The following is a 16,643-nucleotide window of genomic DNA, read 5'->3' on the forward strand; positions in this document are numbered from 1 at the left end:
CGTCCTTTCGTCGAACGGCCCGGGGTGCCTTATGCCGTGCGCAGCGTCAGGGCAACCGCATCGGAGGTCCGGGTCGGATCGCGGACTTATCCACCTGATTCGCGCGCTTTGGAAATGGACGTTGCCCGCCCCTTTCGGCATTCCGAATCGTCATGTGGCATATCTATCAGTTCCCGCTCTGCCCCTTCAGCCGCAAGGTCCGGCTGCTCATGGCCGAAAAGGGCATCGCGTATGAACTCCAGACCGCGCGCCCGTGGGAGGGCGAGGATCGGCTGTTCGCGATGAACCCTGCCGGACGCACGCCGGTGGTGCGCGAAACGGAAAAGGGCCTCATCCTGTCGGACAGCCGCGCGATCTGCGAATATTTCGAGGAAACGGTGGATCGCAACCCGCTCATCAGCGGCACCGCCCAGCAGCGCGCCGAGATCCGCCGCCTGATCGCCATGTTCGACGAGAATTTCTACAACGACGTGTCCGGCCCGCTGCTGCTGGAGCGCATGAAGAAGCGCCTTGTCCTGCGCCAGTCGCCCGATGCCAGGGCCCTGCGCGAATCGATGAAGCTGGCGCACGATTACCTCGACTACATCGACTACCTGATCGACAATCGCCCCTGGCTGTCGGGCGCGACGATGACGCTGGCGGATCTGGCGGCGGCGGCGCAGCTGTCGGTCGCGGATTATCTCGGCGGCCTCGACTGGTCGAGTCACGAGCAGGCGCGCGGCTGGTATCTGGTGATGAAATCGCGCCCCTCGTTCCGGCCGCTGCTGTCCGAACGCATGGAAGTGATCCAGCCGCCCAGCCACTACGCCGAAGTGGATGCGTAGGCGGGAAGGGGCACCCACAACCCCTAGGGGCTGAAATTTTCTCTTGCCCCCATATATCTGTGGGAAGATGATTCACTGACTCGATTTGCAAGCGATCTTGCGTATCTCTGATCGCTCCGCCTGAGCGTGCGAACGCACGGGCGCCCCCATCAAGCCGATCCACCGGAGCCGCCCATGTCCCTTCTCGAAGCCCGCAAGACCTACAAGCCCTTCGAATATCCCTGGGCTTACGACTACTGGAAAATCCAGCAGCAGGTCCACTGGCTGCCCGAGGAAGTGCCGCTCGGCGAAGACTGCCGCGACTGGGTGCAGAACATCTCGGAGCATGAGCGCAACCTGCTGACGCAGATCTTCCGCTTCTTCACCCAGGCCGACGTCGAGGTGCAGGACTGCTACCACGAAAAGTACGCGCGGGTCTTCAAGCCGACCGAGATCAAGATGATGCTCACCGCCTTCTCCAACATGGAGACGGTGCACATCGCCGCCTATTCGCACCTGCTCGACACCATCGGCATGCCGGAAAGCGAATACGGGGCTTTCCTCGAATATTCGGAACTCAAGGACAAGCACGACTACCTTCAGAAGTTCGGCGTCGACAACGACGAGGATATCGCCCGCACCCTGGCGATGTTCGGCGGCTTCACCGAAGGCGTGCAGCTGTTCGCCAGCTTCGCGATGCTGATGAACTTCCCGCGCTTCAACAAGATGAAGGGCATGGGCCAGATCGTCAGCTGGTCGGTCCGTGACGAATCGCTGCACTGCGAAGGCATCATCAAGCTGTTCCACACGTTCGTGCAGGAACGCGGCTGCCTGACCAAGGCGGTGAAGGACGACATCGCCGACCAGTGCCAGACCACGATCCGGCTGGAGGACAACTTCATCGACCTGGCGTTCGAACTGGGTCCGGTGCCCGGCATGACGCCCAAGGACATCAAGAAGTACATCCGCTACATCGCCGACTGGCGCCTTGGCCAGCTGGGCATGAAGCCGATCTACCTGATCGACGATCACCCGCTGCCGTGGCTGCAGCCGCTGCTCAACGGGGTCGAGCACGCGAACTTCTTCGAAACGCGCTCCACCGAATATTCCAAGGGTGCCACCCGCGGCGACTGGAACACTGTGTGGTCGAACTTCGACTCGCGCAAGAAAGTGCGCGCCAACGACGAAGGCGTGATCGACGACGGCTCCGAACCGGGCCTGTTCGGCGAAGTCGCGGCGGAGTGATCTGCCTGCGCCCCGTCCTGCTCATGCAGGGCGGGGCTGCTGGCGGTAAGGGAACGCCAAGTCCCTGCCGCTTCGGCAGGGTGGATTCGCGGCGGCTGATCGAGGCGACGGGCTGGTAGCGAGATGCCCGCCTGCCTTCCTTGTTCAGGTAGGGCTTGGCAACCGGCGGGCAACATGCGCATTTCTCCCATGTACCTCCTCGGAGATCCCGCATGAATCGCATGTTCGCCGCTCTTACCACCTTCGCGCTGGCCGCCACGCCTGTGTATGCGCCTGCGTTCGCAAAGGCGCCCGATCAGAAGCCCGTCTCCGCCGACAGCAAGGCCGGCAAGCGCGCCCTGCTCGACGAGGATGTGGTGACCGTGCGCAACGTCAGCCGGGCCGAGATCGTCAACGGCCTGCCGCTGCTTGACGATGACGGCAGGAGCGTCGGCACCGTGCAACGGCTGGCGGGCAACGACGTGATCGTATCCGACGGCAGGACCGAATACCGGGTGCCGTTCACCCAGCTTTACGCCTTCAGCAAGGACGGCGCCGACCGCTATGCCACGCGCACGCCCAAGCGGAAGATGAAGCGCGTTCACTGAACCTGCGCACCACACCGAACTTCTGGGAACAGCCGATGTCCGTCAACCCGACCCTGATCTTTCTGCCGCTGCTGGCCACAGTGGCGCTGACGTTCATAGCATTCGTGCGGATGATCATGGCGCGCGCACCGGTGATGAAGGCGAAAGGCCTGGATTATTACCGCGCTCAGATCGGAGATCCGGAGCCGGAAAGCGCCCGCGCAGCCGTGCGGCACTGGGATAACCTGCTGCAGTTCCCCACGCTGTTCTATGTCGCCTGCATCAGCGCCTTCGTGCTGGCTGTCGTCGGCAAGTGGACGCTGATCTTCGCCTGGGGCTTCGTTGCCGCGCGGGTCGTGCAAAGTCTGATCCACATGACCTACAACAACCCTTTGCACCGGGGGAGCGCCTTCATGTTGAGCGTGGCCTTCACGCTGGCGCTGTGGGTCAACATCGCCGTGTCGATCTTCGCGCGGGTCTGAAATACCCGGCGTGAGCCCGCCCGAAATCGCGCTGGTCGCGTTCGCCTTCCTCAACCTCGTGACCTTCGCCGTGTTCGGCTTCGACAAGCTGCGTTCACAAGGGCTACATGATCGCGTGCCCGAACGTGTGCTGCTGTGGCTGGCGGCGATCGGCGGCACGGCAGGCGCCTATGCCGGGCGCGGGGCGTTCAACCACAAGACGCGAAAGCAGCCCTTCGTCCTGCGCCTCCACGCCATAGCCACGGTCCAGGCTGGGGCATTGCTGCTGCTGGCATGGTGGCTGGCGCAGCGGGGCGGCCCTTGAGAAATCCATGTTGGCGTTCGCGGTAAAACCGGTGGCGCACCCGCGCCCTGACCGTTAGAGGACTGGCTTATGAGCAGCGAAACCAGCGAAACCGTTTCCTTCGGCTACGAAGACGTCGCCGCCGAAGACAAGGAAGGCCGCGTCGGCGCTGTCTTCTCTTCCGTGGCGCGCAAGTACGACGTGATGAACGATGCCATGTCGGCAGGCATGCACCGCCTGTGGAAGGACAAGTTCGTGCGCCGCGTCCGCCCGCGCGAGGGCGAGCAGATCCTCGACATGGCGGGCGGCACCGGCGACATCGCCTTTCGCATGGAAGCGCAGGGCGCCGTCGTCACCGTGTCCGACATCAACCAGGACATGCTGGACGTCGGCGTCGAACGCGCGGTGGAGCAGGGCATCGATTCGCTCGTCTGGTCGCGTCAGAACGCAGAGGAACTGAGTTTTCCCGACCGCTTCTTCGATGCCTACACGATCGCGTTCGGCATCCGCAACGTGACCCACATCGACAAGGCGCTGGCAGAGGCGCACCGCGTGCTCAAGTTCGGCGGGCGGTTCTTCTGCCTTGAATTCTCGACCACCGAATGGCCGGGCTTCAAGGAAGTCTACGACGCCTATTCGCACAAGCTGGTGCCCAGGATCGGCTCGATGATCGCGGGCGACGCCGATTCGTACCGTTACCTGATCGAATCGATCCGCCGCTTCCCACCGATGCCCGAATTCGAGGGCATGATCCGCAACGCCGGGTTCAGGCACACCAAGGTCGAGCCGATCCTCGGCGGCCTTGTGGCGATCCATTCGGGCTGGAAGGTCTGAACGCCCGGTGACCTCCACGCCCGTTCACATCGCGCGCCTCCTCAAGTGGGGCCGCGTCCTGGCACGCCATGGGGCGCTGCGCGGGATTGAGAATGACCGCAACGCGCCCGCGCAGGTCAAGCGCCTGTGCCGGATCGCCCGCTTCGGCGCGCGCCAGCCTGCGCAGCCGGACTATGCCGGCGCGTTTCAGGAGATCGGGCCTGCCGCTATCAAGCTCGGGCAGGCACTGGCGACCCGGCCGGATCTTGTCGGTGAAGGCCCCGCGCACAACCTGCTGACCTTGCAGGACAGCCTGCCGCCGGTCCCGTTCGAGGCGATCCGCGCGCAGATCGAAAGCACCTTCGGTCGCCCGCTGGAAACGATCTTCGCCTCGATCGAAGAAGCGCCGGTGGGCGCTGCATCGATCGCGCAGGTCCACCGCGCAGTGACGCCGGACGGGCGCACCGTTGCGGTCAAGGTGCTGCGGCCCGGTATTCGCGAGCAGTTCGCCCGCGATGTCGAGACGTATGAGTGGGCCGCCGCCCATCTCGAAGCGCTGGGAACGGAAGCCGCGCGCCTGCGCCCGCGTGCGGTCATCGCCAATCTCAAGCGCTGGACCCAGCGCGAATTCGACCTGCGCCGCGAAGCCGCATCGGCCTCCGAACTCGCCGATGCGATGAAGGGGATCGAGGACTACCGCGTCCCCGACATTGACTGGGACCGCACCAACGGGTCGGTGCTGACGGTCGAGTGGATCGACGGCATCAAGATGAGCAACCTGCCCGCCCTGCGCGCGGCGGGGCACGACATGCCCGCGCTGGCCCGCAGGCTTGTGCTGACGTTCCTGACCCAGGCGATTTCCTGCGGCTTCTTCCACGCCGACATGCACCAGGGCAACCTGTTCGTGCAGGGGAACGTCGGCGGTACCGGACCGGACCATACCACCATCGTCGCCATCGATTTCGGCATCATGGGCCGGATCAACCGGCAGGCGCGGCTGTGGCTGGCCGAGATTCTCTATGGCCTGACGACCGGCAATTACCGCCGCGTCGCCGAAATCCATTTCGAAGCGCAGTACGTCCCCAGCTATCACACGGTCGAGGAATTCGCGACCGCGCTGCGTGCCGTGGGCGAACCGATGCGCGGCAAGCCGGTTTCGGAACTGTCGGTGGGGCAGATGCTCGATGGGCTGTTCGCGATCACCCGCGACTTCGACATGGCGGTGCAGCCGCACCTGCTGCTGCTGCAGAAGACCATGGTGATGGTGGAAGGCCTTGCCACCGCTCTCGACCCCGACATCAACATGTGGGACGTCGCCGCGCCGTTCGTGAAGGACTGGATTCGCGACGAGCTGGGGCCGGAGGCCGTGATCGTCGACCGAGTGCGGGAAGACGTCGATACGCTGCTGCGCCTGCCTTCGCTGGTGCGCCGGATAGAGGAACGCTTCCCGCCCAAGGGCGGTGCGCCCGAACAGGCCCCGCTTCCCGAAGTGGAACTGATCTGGGCCCGCCGTAAACGCGAAAGTAACGGCTGGGGCGGATATGCTGCGGCGGCAATCCTTGGGGGCGCTGCGGCTTGGGCACTGACGTACTGGACTCTCCTGCACTGAGTGAAAGCCGTCTTGCGCGACTTTCGCCCGGCCTTGCGCGCGTGGCGCTGCTGGTGCTGGCGGCTTTGCTGATCGCCTCTGCAATCGTGCCGATCGCCAAGCCGGGCACCCGCTCCCCGTGGCAGGGCGCAGTCGAGGGGCCGGTGAACAGCGCGGGCGAGGCGATCGTCAGGCCGGGCGAACATTATGACGACGACATTGCCCTTTACGAGCGCGCTATCGAGCGGATCGCCGGGGGCGAGAACTACTACGACTTCATCGTCGCGGAGCATCGCGCGGCCCGCTATCCGGTGAACCCTGCCATCGCGGTGCGGCTGCCGACGCTGGCCTGCATCAACGCCGCCCTTGGCGAATGGGGGCAGATGGCGGCGGCGATCGCGCTGATGCTGGCGATCATTGCGGCATGGTGGCGCAAGCTGGGAGAGGGCGCGGATGATGGGGGAAGGGTGCAGCGCATGGGCACGGCGCTGGTCGCGGTGGCGGCATCGCTGCAGTTGAACCGGCACTATTTCCCGCTGCACGAACTCTGGGCCGGAGGGCTTATCGCGCTCTCGTTCGGGTTGCACCGCGTCGGTCGCGACGGGCAGGGCGGGCGCTGGGTGGCCGCGTTCGCTGCCGCGGCACTGGCGCTGGCGATCCGCGAACTCGTGCTGCCTTACGTGCTGTTGATGGCCGCCTTCGCGCTGATCCGCAGAAACCGGCGCGAGGCTGCTGCGTGGATAGCGCTGACTCTGGTGTTTATGACGGGCCTTGCCTGGCACTTGTCCATCATCGCGCAGCAGGTGTTGCCGAGCGATCCACACGGTCCGCCCTGGCTGGTCATGCGCGGACTGTCCGGGTGGCTGGGCAACGTGGCGCAGTCAAGCAACCTGCGCTGGCTGCCGCACTACATCGCCGGCCCGGCAGTGGTGCTGATGACGTTCGGCTGGCTTGGCTGGCGCAACCCGGCGGGGCTGCTGGGCTGCTTGCTGTGCGCCGGTTATGGTGTGGCCTTCATGCTCGCCAGCCGGTGGGACAATTTCTACTGGGGCTTGATTATCGCCCCTTCGGCATTCGCGGGGCTGGCTTTTGCGCCTGCCTTCCTGAGGGAACTGGCTGCCGCGGCGAAAGGTACCGGCATGGCCAAGATGCCAAACTGATTGCGCCCGTCTGCGCGCTGTTGCAGAAGCTCAAGCTATGAATGGACCGCGCATCCTGCTGATCGTCGGCGGCGGCATCGCTGCCTACAAGGCCTGCGAACTCGTGCGTATCATCCGCCGCGAAGGTGGTTCGGTGATGTGCGTGCTCACCGAAGGGGGCACGAAGTTCGTCACCCCAATGACGCTGGCCGCGCTGTCGGAGAACCCCGTCCATACCACGCTGTGGGATCTCAAGAACGAGGCCGAGATGGGCCATATCCAGCTCAGCCGGCAAGCGGATCTGGTGGTGGTATGCCCGGCGACAGCGGACGTTCTGGCCAAGATGGCTGCCGGCATGGCCGACGATCTGGCAACCACGCTGCTGCTGGCGACGGACAAGCCGGTGCTGGCCGTCCCGGCGATGAACGTGCGGATGTGGCTCCACGCTGCGACCGCGCGCAACGTCCAGACCTTGCGCGACTCCGGGGTGGAGGTGATGGAACCGGACGAAGGGCCGATGGCCTGCGGCGAATATGGCCCCGGTCGCCTGCCCGAACCGGCGCAGATCTGGCAGCGCATCGCCCGATGCCTCGGGCATGGACCTGAAGGCATAGTGGCTGACGATCCGGGCGGCCTGTCCGGCGCGCTGGTGCCGCGTGGACCGCGCGCGGTTCCGGCTGCTGTGACGGAGGCCTCGCCGTTGGCTGTGAAGGGCAGCGCCCGTTCCGCCCCCTCCACCGATCCGGGCGCGCTGGAACTGGTCCCGCTGACAGACGATCCGCTGCCGCTGCTGGGCCGTCATGTTCTCATCACCGCCGGGCCGACGCATGAGGCGATCGACCCGGTGCGCTACATCGCCAACCGTTCGTCGGGCAAGCAGGGCTTCGCCATCGCCGCCGCCGCCGCGCAGGCCGGCGCGCGGGTGACGCTGATCTCCGGCCCGGTCCATCTGGCGACGCCGCCCGGCGTCGATCGCGTCGATGTGGAAAGTGCGCTGGAAATGGCTGCTGCCGTCGATGCCGCCTTGCCGGCCGACGTTGCGGTGATGGTCGCCGCCGTCGCCGACTGGCGGGTGGCGCGTTCGGCGGAGCAGAAGCTCAAGAAACAGGGCGACGGCATCGTCGCACCGCTTGAACTGACCGAAAACCCGGACATTCTCGCGGGTCTTGCCCATGGCTTGCGCCGTCCGAAACTGGTCGTCGGCTTCGCGGCGGAAACGCAGGATGTCATCCGCTATGCCCAGGCCAAGCGGGTCCGCAAGGGTGCCGACTGGATCGTCGCCAATGACGTGTCCGGCGACGTCATGGGTGGCGACGCCAATACCGTCCACATCGTCCTGGCCGAAGAGGTGGTTTCCCTTCCCGAAATGTCCAAGGGGGACGTCGCGCGCGTCCTCGTCGAAAGGATCGCAAATGCACTCGCCGAATGAAGTCCCCGTCATGGTCAAGATCCTGCCGCATGGCCGGGGGCTGGACCTGCCCGTCTACGCTACCGACGGCGCGGCGGGCATGGACGTGGTTTCGGCCGAGGACGTGACGATCGCCCCCGGAGGTCGCCATGCCGTGGCGACCGGCCTGTCGGTGGCGATCCCGGTCGGCTTCGAGATTCAGGTGCGCCCGCGTTCGGGTCTTGCGCTCAAGCACGGGATTTCGGTGCCCAACGCGCCCGGCACGGTCGATTCGGACTATCGCGGCGAGGTCAAGGTGATCCTCATCAACCACGGCGCCGAGGCCTTCGACATCCGCCGTGGCGACCGCGTGGCGCAGCTGGTGCTGGCGCCGGTGACGCGCGCCTCGTGGATTGAGGTGGAGGAACTGGACGAAACGGCGCGCGGAGAGGGCGGATTCGGCTCCACGGGCGGCGTGGTCGCGCTGGGAAGCTGACAATCGCGTGGTCCCGGATCAGGTCCGGGGCGACGTCACTTGTGCTGGTCGTCGCGCTGGCGGCGCGCCTTGCGCCACTTCAGCCCGTACCATCCCGCACTGCCCAGGCCGCCGATCATCATGGCGCCCTTGGCCAGCGTTTCGAACGCAGCACTCAGCGCGCCGATGGTGACGCCCCAGAAAAGCTGCGAGAGGATGGCCATGAAATTGTGCATCGATAATCCTATGGAGCGCCAGATAGCGCCTGTCGCCCCATAGCAAAAGGACGGGCCCGCAATATTTCAGCGGACCCGTCCCTCGGTGTCTCCCACTCTTTGCAGGGGGGAGCCTGTCAGTCGTCGTTACTTCTTCTCGGGCGCGACAGTAATGCGCACGGTCTCACCGGAGTTCCCCGGGAAATTCGTGAACATCGCTTCCACGAGATTGGGCACGACATACTGCAGGCGGTTGGAGGTGGAGACGGCTTCCGCCTTGCCTTCGAACAGGCGCTGGCCGTCTGCGGCGCGGTCGATCTTCAGGTCGATGCCGCTGGTGTAGATGGTGTAGGACTGGATGGAGTTGTCGAAGAACGGATCGTACCAGCCGTAGCGCCACGGACCGCCCCAGCCGAAGCCACCGCCCCAGCCACCCCAACGGCGACCGTAGAAGCCGCCGTAGCCGCCCCACGGACCCCAGGGGCCGACTGGGCCGACGCCGGTGCTGCGGACGCGCTCACGTCCGGTATCGACGCCGTAGTCAAAGCGCACGACAAGGGTCGCCTTCGAAGGATCTTCGACCGGGGTGTAGCCCAGCTTTGCAAGGCGCTGGCTGACGAGCGAGGCATACTGGCTGAATTCCAGCCCGCCCGCCAGCTTCGGGTTGTCTGCAACGACAGCGAAGCTCTGGCCCTGTGGGGCCGGAAGCTGCGTCGCGAAGCGGGAAACGTCGGCCTTGAACGGCGTCGCGCAGGCGGCAAGTGCCATGAGCAGGACAGCCGCTACGGCCATCCGCAATCTGCCGAAATGTAATCCGGAATGGTGTGTCATTATCTTTGCTCCACGAACCCGAAGAGATCCTGTCGCCCCACTCCGGCGCGGCCTTCGATTCCTTGACTATCCTGCAATGTAATCAACGCCCTTAATAGAGGTTGAATGGACTTGGACAAGCGACGGACCGTTCCGGCGGTTAATCTTTCATCCACGCGCCCAAGGCGTTCGTCACGGCTTGATCGTCCATGCTTCATGTAGGAAAGAAGCGCCGCCATGACGAGTCCGTTCCCCATTCTTTCCATTCTTTGCGGCAAGGTCGCTCCATTCCGGGGCGATGACGAGCCGAGCGCCATCGCCAAGACCCGGATGGAAGGCCCGGTGCGGGTTCATCGACTGGGGCTGGCAGGGGATCAGCAGGCGGATCTGACGGTGCATGGCGGGCCCGACAAGGCGATCCATCACTACCCCCACGATCATTACGCATGGTGGCGCGAAACGATCGGCGACCATGCGCTGCTGCAGGATTACGGCGCGTTCGGGGAAAACGTCTCGACGTTCGGCCTTACCGAGGAAGAGATTTGCATCGGCGACAGGTGGCGGATGGGCACCGCACTTGTCGAAGTCAGTCAGGGGCGGCAGCCGTGCTGGAAGCTCGATCACCGGTTCGGCGGCGCGAAAGTCAATGCGGGTTGCGTCACCTCGCGCCGGGCGGGCTGGTACTATCGCGTCATCGAGGAAGGCGAGGTGGGTGAGGGCGACATGCTGGAACTGCTCGATCGTCCGTTTCCGGAGTGGAGCGTGCGGCGGGTGTTCGGCCTGCTCATCGCCGGCGATCACAAGCGCGACCGCGAAGGGCTGGAGGCGCTGGGCGCAGTCTCCGCGCTCGCCGAACCGTGGATCCGGCGACGCGCGAAGCTGCTGGGGGTTTAAGCCCCGGAACCGTCAGCCTCTGACGAGGCCCAGCGCTTCGTAAGTCTTTTCCAGCGTCGGAATGGCCAGTTCGCGGGCCTTCGACGCGCCCTTGCACAGGATGGCGTCAAGCGACTCGCGGTCCTCGCGCAGTTCGACGAAGCGCACATTGATCGGGGCGAGCTTTTCCACCAGCAGTTCGCCCAGCGCAGGCTTGAACTTGCCGAAGCCCTCGCCGCCGAACTCTGCCAGCACGGCATCGACGGTGGTGCCGGTCATGACCGCATAGATCGACACCAGGTTCTTGGCCTCGGCGCGGCCTTCCAGCCCTTCCTTTTCGGAGGGCAGGGGTTCAGGGTCGGTCTTGGCCTTCTTCACCTTCTGCATGATGGTGTCGGCGCTGTCGGTCATGTTGATGCGGCTCATGTCCGACGGATCGGACTTGCTCATCTTCGACGAACCGTCGCGTAGGGACATGATGCGCGCGGCCTCGGGCGGGATGAAGGGCGCGGGCAGGGTGAACAGCGGCGCGTCTTCGGTGCCGAAATCGTTGTTGAACTTCTGCGCGATGTCGCGGGCGAGTTCGAGGTGCTGCTTCTGGTCTTCACCCACGGGCACGTGGGTTGCCTGATAGAGCAGGACGTCGGCGGCCTGCAGCACCGGATAGGTGAACAGCGCGACGCTGGCGCCTTCGCGGTTCTTGCCTGCCTTGTCCTTCCACTGCGTCATGCGGTTGAGCCAGCCCATGCGCGCGGTGCCGTTCAGCAGCCACTGCATTTCCGAGTGCTGGGGCACCTGCGCCTGATTGAACAGGATCGAGCGGTCCGGGTCGATCCCGCAGGCGACCAGCGCAGCCACCATCTCGCGCGTGTTGGCGGCAAGGTCGGCGGGCACGTGCGGCATCGAGATGGCGTGCAGGTCGGCCAGGAAGTAAAGGCACTGACCCCCTTGTGCAGCGACTTCGTCCTGCATCTTCACCCAGTTGCGGATCGCGCCCAGGTAGTTGCCGAGGTGCAGGTTTCCGGTGGGCTGGATGCCCGAGACGATACGCATGGCCGCGTCCTCAATTCAGTTGTCGAAGGATGGGAGTTTCACGCGCCGGCGCGGCGCGCATGCAGGAAGGGTCAGCGCGAAACGCGCGCGACCGGACGCCATCGCCAGCAGTGGGGCGCAGAGTTCATCAAGGTCGAACGATCCTGCATAGGCAAGGCTCATAGCACGTTCGCTCACGGATGGAAGGCCTCAGGCGGCGCGCTTGCGACGGCGCAGCATGGCAAGGTCGTCGCGGGTGAAGGCACCCGACAGCAGCGTCGCCGCGCCGTAGACCGCGCAGCCTGCGCCGACCAGCACGGCCAGCGCCAGCCCACGAACAAGCCAGGTGCCTTGGACGTAAGGCACCATCAACCCCTGTCCGAACCACAAGGCCACGCCCATCGCCACGGCGGCCAGCGCCAGCCGGGGCGCCCTGCGTTTCAGACGCGCATCGACGGTAAAGTGCCCGCGCTTCACCAGCGTGCGGTAGAGCATCGCCACGTTAAGCGTGGACGCCAGCGCCGTTGCCAGCGGCGGACCCATGTGCTGCAGAGGCACGATCAGTGCCAGATTGCCGACGAGGTTCGCCACCATGGAGATCGTCGCGTAGCGCACCGGGGTCCTGGTGTCCTGCCGTGCGTAATAGCCGGGCGTCAGCACCTTGACGAGGATGTAGCTGGGCAGGCCGATCGAGAACGCCGCCAAAGCCTCTGCGGTGCGGGCGACGTCGTTGGCGTCGAACTTGCCATAGCCGAACAGCGCGGCGGCGATCGGCTGCCCACACACGATCAGCGCGACGGCGGCGGGCAGGGTGAGCAGCAGGGCAAGCTCAAGCCCCCGGTTCTGCGTCGCCATCGCCTCCGCATCCTGCCCTGCGCCCAGTTGGCGCGAGATGGTAGGCAGCAGCACGGTGCCAAGCCCGATGCCAATGAGGCCGAGCGGTAACTGGTTCAGCCGGTCGGCCATGTAGATGTACGTCACCGACCCGTGGGCCAGCAGCGACGCCGCCAGCGCGGTCGAGATGACGAGGTTGATCTGCACCGCGCCCGCGCCGGCAGCGGCGGGCAGGATCAGCTTGAGCAGCTGCTTCACGTCCGCATTCCAAACCGGCATCCGCAGCCGCATCGAAACGCCATTGGCGCGGCAGGCCCAGATCAGCCACGCCAGTTGCAGCGCGCCCGATACGGAGACGCCGATGGCCTGGTTGCGCGCGGTGATAAGCGGGTCTTCCGAATGAAAGCCCAGCAGCGCCACGATCAGCGTCAGGTTCAGCAGGATCGGCGCCGCGGCGTTGACCCAGAACTTGTTCAGCGAATTGAGGATGCCGCCCAGCAGCGAGACGAGGCTGATGAGGGCGAGGTAGGGGATGGTGATCCGGCTGAGCATGACTGCGTAGGCGAACTGGTCATGCGTGACGCCGTTGAAGTTTCCCGAGAGCAGGAACGTCACCGGCCAGGCGAGCGCCTCGAGCAGCACGGTCATAACGATCAGCACCGGCAGCAGCACCGACAGCGCCTGTTCGGCGAACAGGATCCCGGCGGGAAGGCCGCCGCCGTCCGCTGCGTCCCTGCCGCCCACCTTCTTGTTGAACATCGGGATGAACGCCGATGCAAACGCCCCTTCGGCGAACAGGGCGCGGAACATGTTGGGCAGGCGAAACGCGATGAGGAACGCGTCGGACGCGAATCCCGCGCCCACGAACCGCGCGAACAGGCTGTCGCGCACCAGCCCCAGCACGCGGCTGGCAAGCGTCAGTCCGCCGACGCTGGCAAGGGCTTTGGCAAGGTTCATGGCGCACAGTTCATGACAGAAGGCCCGGACGTCGTTCCGGACCTGATCCGGAACCGGTGGCAGTCTTTAGGCAAGCGCCGTCGGCAGGGTGCATTTGGAAGCGGCGGGACGGCTTGCCCGACAGTCCCGGATCACGCCCGGAACGACGGCGAACCGACCCGCCCCCCCCAAGATCAGGCGTGGCCGACGGGCTCGCCCATGCCGGCTTCCGCCTGCTGCTGCTGGGTCTGCAACTGCTGCACGTAAAGGCCGTTGAAGTCGATCGGCTCCAGCATCAGCGGTGCGAAGCCGGCGTCGCGCACGGCGTCCGACACCACGCGGCGGGCGTAGGGGAACAGGATGCGCGGCGCTTCGGCGAAGAGGAAGGCATGAGCCTGGCTCTCTTCCAGGTTGCGCATGCCGATCAGCGCGCAGTAGCTCAGTTCCACCGCCCAGGCGATGCCCGCGCTGGTGCGCGAGGAGCAGGTGATCTTCAGTTCGACTTCGTGGACTTCACCCTCGATCGCGCGTGCGCCGATGTTGAACTGCACGTCGATCTGGGGCTGTTCCTGCCACGCGAAGCTCTCGGGTGCGTTGGGGTTCTCTACCGAGAGATCCTTGACGTACTGCGAAATGATGCCTGCTGCGGGCGAGGAATCCTCGTCGTTGTCCAGGTTGAGGTCGGAAATGACGTTGCCTTCGTCGGCCATCTGATCTGTGTCCCGCAAATGAAATCTAGAAAACGTGGAATCTGAAAAACCTTCAGGGGCGCGCTAAAACATTTTGCGTGGGCATGGAACACCTGCCTTGCCGGAAAATTGTAGACCTATGCCCCGAAGGGCGCAGGCGGAGGCGGCGAAAGGTATCGATCCGGCGGAAAAATCCCCTGAACCGGCACTCATTCGTTGTTCATTTGTAATGCGTACCTATCTGGGTCTATGTTCGAGCGCTGAGCCGAGGGCGCTTCTGAGTCTTTCGGCCCGCTTTGCAGGGCAGTCGAAAGCCCGATGCGTCATTCGGCCGGTCCGCCTCAGGTTTTCCTCTGGTCGGCAGGTGGCGCGCAGTAGGATGGATTTAGGGACGTGACACCGGAAATAGTGATCCTGGCCATGATCGCAGCCTTCCTTGGCCTGCGGCTGTATTCCGTGCTGGGCCGTCGTGCCGAGCATGAGGAAGAGCCGATCCAGGGCCGCTTCGAAGGGCGTCAGGGTCAGAAGCCGGGCGCTCCGCGCGTGGCTCCGTCGCGTCCGGAACAGCGTACCGACCAGCGCGCCGAAGAGCGCAATCGTGTGGACCTGCGCCAGCGCGCCGTGCCGATCGCGCCGCCTTCGGTGGAGCGTGGTCTTGCCGAAATCGCACAGGCCGACCGCCGGTTCGACGCTGCCGCGTTCCTTGATGGTGCGCGCGGTGCGTATCGCATGATCCTCGAAGCCTTCTGGAAGGGCGACAAGGCCGAGTTGCGCCAACTGTGCGACCCCGAAGTCTACGAGGGCTTCGCCGCCGCCATCGACGCCCGTGTCGAGGCAGGGGAAACCCTGGACAACCGCCTGATCCGCATCGAGGAAACTGCGTTCACCGCAGCCGGTGTCGAAGGTGGTCATGCCCGCATCACCCTGCGGTTCCGCGCCGACATCGCCGCCGTCACTCGCGACGCCGAGGGTTCGGTGATTGCTGGTTCGCTTAACGACGCGATCGAGGCGATCGACGTCTGGACGTTCGGCCGTGCAGTGAACTCGCCCGATCCCGACTGGCTGCTGGAAGAAACCGACGAAGGGTGACGTTCGGCACGTCGCGCCGAAAGTTCCTGCGGGCTCTGCGGGGTTGATCCCGGATCGCGCCGACTGCTAACCGTTCGATCCTGATCCGCCCCGCGCCGCCCGCGCGGGGCTTCTGCTTTGTGAGAAATTGCCTTGCCGCCAGTGAGTGCGCCATCGACGCCGATCGCCTCCTGCCGGCACAAAGGCACCGTGGCCCTAGCCCTATCGGCGCTTCTGGCAGCCTGTAGCGGTGTCGTTCCGTCTCCCGGCGGGCCTCGCCCCGCTCCTCCGCCGACAGGGCAGGTTACCCCTCCGGTATCGCAGACGGCGCTTCTTGCCGGTGTAAAGCGTGGTCCTGCCGTGTCGGCCCTCGGCATGAGTACGGCGGACGCGGCGGGTGCGCTGGCATCGTTTCGCGAATCGTGCCCGCGCCTGATCGCCCGCAAGGATGCCAGCGGCCTGACGGTCCCCGGCGACTGGCGGCAGGCCTGCACCGCCGCTGCCGCCTGGGGCAACGGTTCACCCGCCGCGTTCTTTGCAGAGTTCTTCGAGACTGCGCGCGTGGGCACGGGGCAGGCTTATGCGACGGGCTACTATGAGCCGGAAATCGCCGGATCGCGCTACCCGCTGCCGGGGTATGACGTGCCCATCTATGGTTTTCCCACCGATCTTGTACGCGCCAGGCCCGGCGATGCGCCGCCGCTGCGCGATGGTCGCATGTCGCTGGGGCGTTATGCGCCTGACGGCGCGTTCACGTCGTACTTCGACCGTGCCCAGATCGATGCCGGCGCGCTTGCGGGCAGAGGGCTGGAAATCGCTTGGGCGGCAGATCCGGTGGAAGTCTTCTTCCTGCAGGTGCAGGGTTCCGGGCGGCTGGTCGCGCCCGATGGCACGGTAACGCGCATCGGCTATGCCGGGCAGAACGGTCTGCCTTACACCGGCATCGGCGGTGTTATGCGCGAACAGGGACTGATCGGCTCCGGGCCGGGGCAGTATTCCGGCTCGATGCAGGGAATCATGCGATACATCGCCGATCATCCGGCGGAGGGCCGCGCCCTGATGGAGCGTAACCGCTCCTGGGTGTTCTTCAAGGTGCTGACTGGCGACGGCCCGCTGGGGGCGTTGAACGTACCCGTGCGGGCAGGCAATTCGGTGGCGGCCGATCCCAGCTTCGTCCCTCTGGGCGCGCCGGTATGGCTCGATCTGGACCGCCGGGAAGCCAACGGGCTGTGGATCGCGCAGGACACCGGCGGGGCGATCAAGGGCGCCAACCGTTTCGACACGTTCTGGGGCGCAGGTGCCCGCGCGCGCGTGACTGCTGGCGGCATGAGCGGGCGCGGAACCGCCCTGCTGCTGCTGCCACGCGGTGTGCTGACGCGTCTCGGCGCACGGTGACAGGCCCGCA

19 protein-coding genes are annotated in these 16,643 nt (G+C 65.4%); 13 read left to right on the forward strand and 6 right to left on the reverse strand.

Annotated elements, in window-relative coordinates:
* The first annotated feature begins 152 nt into the window (after positions 1 to 152).
* The 10 genes from GGR40_RS11690 (at position 153) to dut (ending at position 8,802) form a co-directional block, all read left to right on the forward strand.
* Entirely contained in the window at positions 153 to 824 is a 672-nt protein-coding gene (locus GGR40_RS11690) for a glutathione S-transferase family protein (protein WP_429276407.1), read from the forward strand.
* Between the two features lie 174 nt (positions 825 to 998).
* Complete coding sequence (locus GGR40_RS11695) at positions 999 to 2,048, forward strand: ribonucleotide-diphosphate reductase subunit beta (RefSeq protein WP_429276408.1); 1,050 nt, start codon at positions 999 to 1,001, stop codon at positions 2,046 to 2,048.
* Positions 2,049 to 2,260: 212 nt separating this feature from the next.
* Positions 2,261 to 2,635 (forward strand): hypothetical protein, encoded by a 375-nt coding sequence (locus tag GGR40_RS11700; protein ID WP_429276409.1) that lies wholly within the window; start codon positions 2,261 to 2,263, stop codon positions 2,633 to 2,635.
* Positions 2,636 to 2,670: 35 nt separating this feature from the next.
* On the forward strand, positions 2,671 to 3,096 hold the full coding sequence (locus GGR40_RS11705; RefSeq protein WP_429276410.1) for an MAPEG family protein: 426 nt from the start codon (positions 2,671 to 2,673) through the stop codon (positions 3,094 to 3,096).
* 10 nt (positions 3,097 to 3,106) lie between these two features.
* Positions 3,107 to 3,400, forward strand: a complete 294-nt coding sequence (locus GGR40_RS11710) for a DUF1294 domain-containing protein (protein ID WP_429276411.1) — start codon at positions 3,107 to 3,109, stop codon at positions 3,398 to 3,400.
* A 69-nt stretch (positions 3,401 to 3,469) separates the two neighbouring features.
* Entirely contained in the window at positions 3,470 to 4,213 is a 744-nt protein-coding gene (locus GGR40_RS11715) for a class I SAM-dependent methyltransferase (RefSeq protein WP_429276412.1), read from the forward strand.
* Positions 4,214 to 4,220: 7 nt separating this feature from the next.
* Positions 4,221 to 5,801 (forward strand): 2-polyprenylphenol 6-hydroxylase, encoded by a 1,581-nt coding sequence (gene ubiB, locus GGR40_RS11720; RefSeq protein ID WP_429276413.1) that lies wholly within the window; start codon positions 4,221 to 4,223, stop codon positions 5,799 to 5,801.
* The gene (locus GGR40_RS11725) at positions 5,768 to 6,940 is read left to right on the forward strand and encodes a hypothetical protein (protein WP_429276414.1); all 1,173 of its coding nucleotides are present in this window, start codon (positions 5,768 to 5,770) and stop codon (positions 6,938 to 6,940) included. The genes ubiB and GGR40_RS11725 overlap by 34 nt, the downstream gene beginning before the upstream one ends.
* 37 nt (positions 6,941 to 6,977) lie before the next feature.
* Positions 6,978 to 8,348: a bifunctional phosphopantothenoylcysteine decarboxylase/phosphopantothenate synthase gene (locus GGR40_RS11730; protein ID WP_429276415.1), complete on the forward strand. Its 1,371-nt coding sequence runs from the start codon at positions 6,978 to 6,980 to the stop codon at positions 8,346 to 8,348.
* Complete coding sequence (gene dut / locus GGR40_RS11735) at positions 8,332 to 8,802, forward strand: dUTP diphosphatase (protein WP_429276416.1); 471 nt, start codon at positions 8,332 to 8,334, stop codon at positions 8,800 to 8,802. Before GGR40_RS11730 ends, dut begins: the two co-directional genes overlap by 17 nt.
* Positions 8,803 to 8,837: 35 nt before the next feature.
* Here dut and GGR40_RS11740 read toward each other — a convergent pair whose 3' ends face one another.
* Together GGR40_RS11740 and GGR40_RS11745 are read right to left on the reverse strand one after the other, a co-directional pair.
* On the reverse strand, positions 8,838 to 9,017 hold the full coding sequence (locus tag GGR40_RS11740) for a hypothetical protein (RefSeq protein WP_429276417.1): 180 nt from the start codon (positions 9,015 to 9,017) through the stop codon (positions 8,838 to 8,840).
* Between the two features lie 126 nt (positions 9,018 to 9,143).
* Positions 9,144 to 9,827, reverse strand: coding sequence for a DUF4136 domain-containing protein (locus GGR40_RS11745; protein WP_429276418.1), 684 nt, complete (start codon positions 9,825 to 9,827; stop codon positions 9,144 to 9,146).
* Positions 9,828 to 10,043: 216 nt separating this feature from the next.
* On the opposite strand from GGR40_RS11745, the gene GGR40_RS11750 reads away from it, so the two are divergent.
* Complete coding sequence (locus GGR40_RS11750; protein ID WP_429276419.1) at positions 10,044 to 10,700, forward strand: MOSC domain-containing protein; 657 nt, start codon at positions 10,044 to 10,046, stop codon at positions 10,698 to 10,700.
* A 12-nt stretch (positions 10,701 to 10,712) separates the two neighbouring features.
* Here the strand turns inward: GGR40_RS11750 and trpS are convergent, their stop codons facing one another.
* The 4 genes from trpS to secB form a co-directional block, all read right to left on the reverse strand.
* Positions 10,713 to 11,732, reverse strand: a complete 1,020-nt coding sequence (gene trpS / locus GGR40_RS11755) for a tryptophan--tRNA ligase (protein WP_429276420.1) — start codon at positions 11,730 to 11,732, stop codon at positions 10,713 to 10,715.
* Positions 11,733 to 11,747: 15 nt separating this feature from the next.
* Positions 11,748 to 11,909: a hypothetical protein gene (locus GGR40_RS11760; RefSeq protein ID WP_429276421.1), complete on the reverse strand. Its 162-nt coding sequence runs from the start codon at positions 11,907 to 11,909 to the stop codon at positions 11,748 to 11,750.
* A 12-nt stretch (positions 11,910 to 11,921) separates the two neighbouring features.
* Entirely contained in the window at positions 11,922 to 13,502 is a 1,581-nt protein-coding gene (murJ, locus tag GGR40_RS11765) for a murein biosynthesis integral membrane protein MurJ (protein ID WP_429276422.1), read from the reverse strand.
* A 173-nt stretch (positions 13,503 to 13,675) separates the two neighbouring features.
* The gene (gene secB, locus GGR40_RS11770) at positions 13,676 to 14,191 is read right to left on the reverse strand and encodes a protein-export chaperone SecB (RefSeq protein WP_429276423.1); all 516 of its coding nucleotides are present in this window, start codon (positions 14,189 to 14,191) and stop codon (positions 13,676 to 13,678) included.
* A 372-nt stretch (positions 14,192 to 14,563) separates the two neighbouring features.
* On the opposite strand from secB, the gene GGR40_RS11775 reads away from it, so the two are divergent.
* Both GGR40_RS11775 and mltA read left to right on the forward strand, forming a co-directional pair.
* Positions 14,564 to 15,259, forward strand: a complete 696-nt coding sequence (locus GGR40_RS11775; RefSeq protein WP_429276424.1) for a Tim44/TimA family putative adaptor protein — start codon at positions 14,564 to 14,566, stop codon at positions 15,257 to 15,259.
* Between the two features lie 162 nt (positions 15,260 to 15,421).
* A complete protein-coding gene (gene mltA, locus GGR40_RS11780) occupies positions 15,422 to 16,633 on the forward strand; it encodes a murein transglycosylase A (protein WP_429276544.1) in 1,212 nt (403 codons plus the stop codon).
* Positions 16,634 to 16,643: the final 10 nt, after the last annotated feature.

Source organism: Novosphingobium gossypii, assembly GCF_050433305.1.
Lineage (GTDB): Bacteria > Pseudomonadota > Alphaproteobacteria > Sphingomonadales > Sphingomonadaceae > Novosphingobium > Novosphingobium gossypii.

Coding starts and splice junctions, on each gene's coding strand:
- GGR40_RS11690 (WP_429276407.1), top strand. CDS start 153: ATGTGGCATATCTATCAGTTCCCGCTCTGCCCCTTCAGCCGCAAGGTC.
- GGR40_RS11730 (WP_429276415.1), top strand. CDS start 6,978: ATGAATGGACCGCGCATCCTGCTGATCGTCGGCGGCGGCATCGCTGCC.
- GGR40_RS11745 (WP_429276418.1), bottom strand. CDS start 9,827: ATGACACACCATTCCGGATTACATTTCGGCAGATTGCGGATGGCCGTA.
- GGR40_RS11695 (WP_429276408.1), top strand. CDS start 999: ATGTCCCTTCTCGAAGCCCGCAAGACCTACAAGCCCTTCGAATATCCC.
- secB (WP_429276423.1), bottom strand. CDS start 14,191: ATGGCCGACGAAGGCAACGTCATTTCCGACCTCAACCTGGACAACGAC.
- GGR40_RS11700 (WP_429276409.1), top strand. CDS start 2,261: ATGAATCGCATGTTCGCCGCTCTTACCACCTTCGCGCTGGCCGCCACG.
- GGR40_RS11740 (WP_429276417.1), bottom strand. CDS start 9,017: ATGCACAATTTCATGGCCATCCTCTCGCAGCTTTTCTGGGGCGTCACC.
- GGR40_RS11750 (WP_429276419.1), top strand. CDS start 10,044: ATGACGAGTCCGTTCCCCATTCTTTCCATTCTTTGCGGCAAGGTCGCT.
- GGR40_RS11715 (WP_429276412.1), top strand. CDS start 3,470: ATGAGCAGCGAAACCAGCGAAACCGTTTCCTTCGGCTACGAAGACGTC.
- dut (WP_429276416.1), top strand. CDS start 8,332: ATGCACTCGCCGAATGAAGTCCCCGTCATGGTCAAGATCCTGCCGCAT.
- GGR40_RS11705 (WP_429276410.1), top strand. CDS start 2,671: ATGTCCGTCAACCCGACCCTGATCTTTCTGCCGCTGCTGGCCACAGTG.
- murJ (WP_429276422.1), bottom strand. CDS start 13,502: ATGAACCTTGCCAAAGCCCTTGCCAGCGTCGGCGGACTGACGCTTGCC.
- trpS (WP_429276420.1), bottom strand. CDS start 11,732: ATGCGTATCGTCTCGGGCATCCAGCCCACCGGAAACCTGCACCTCGGC.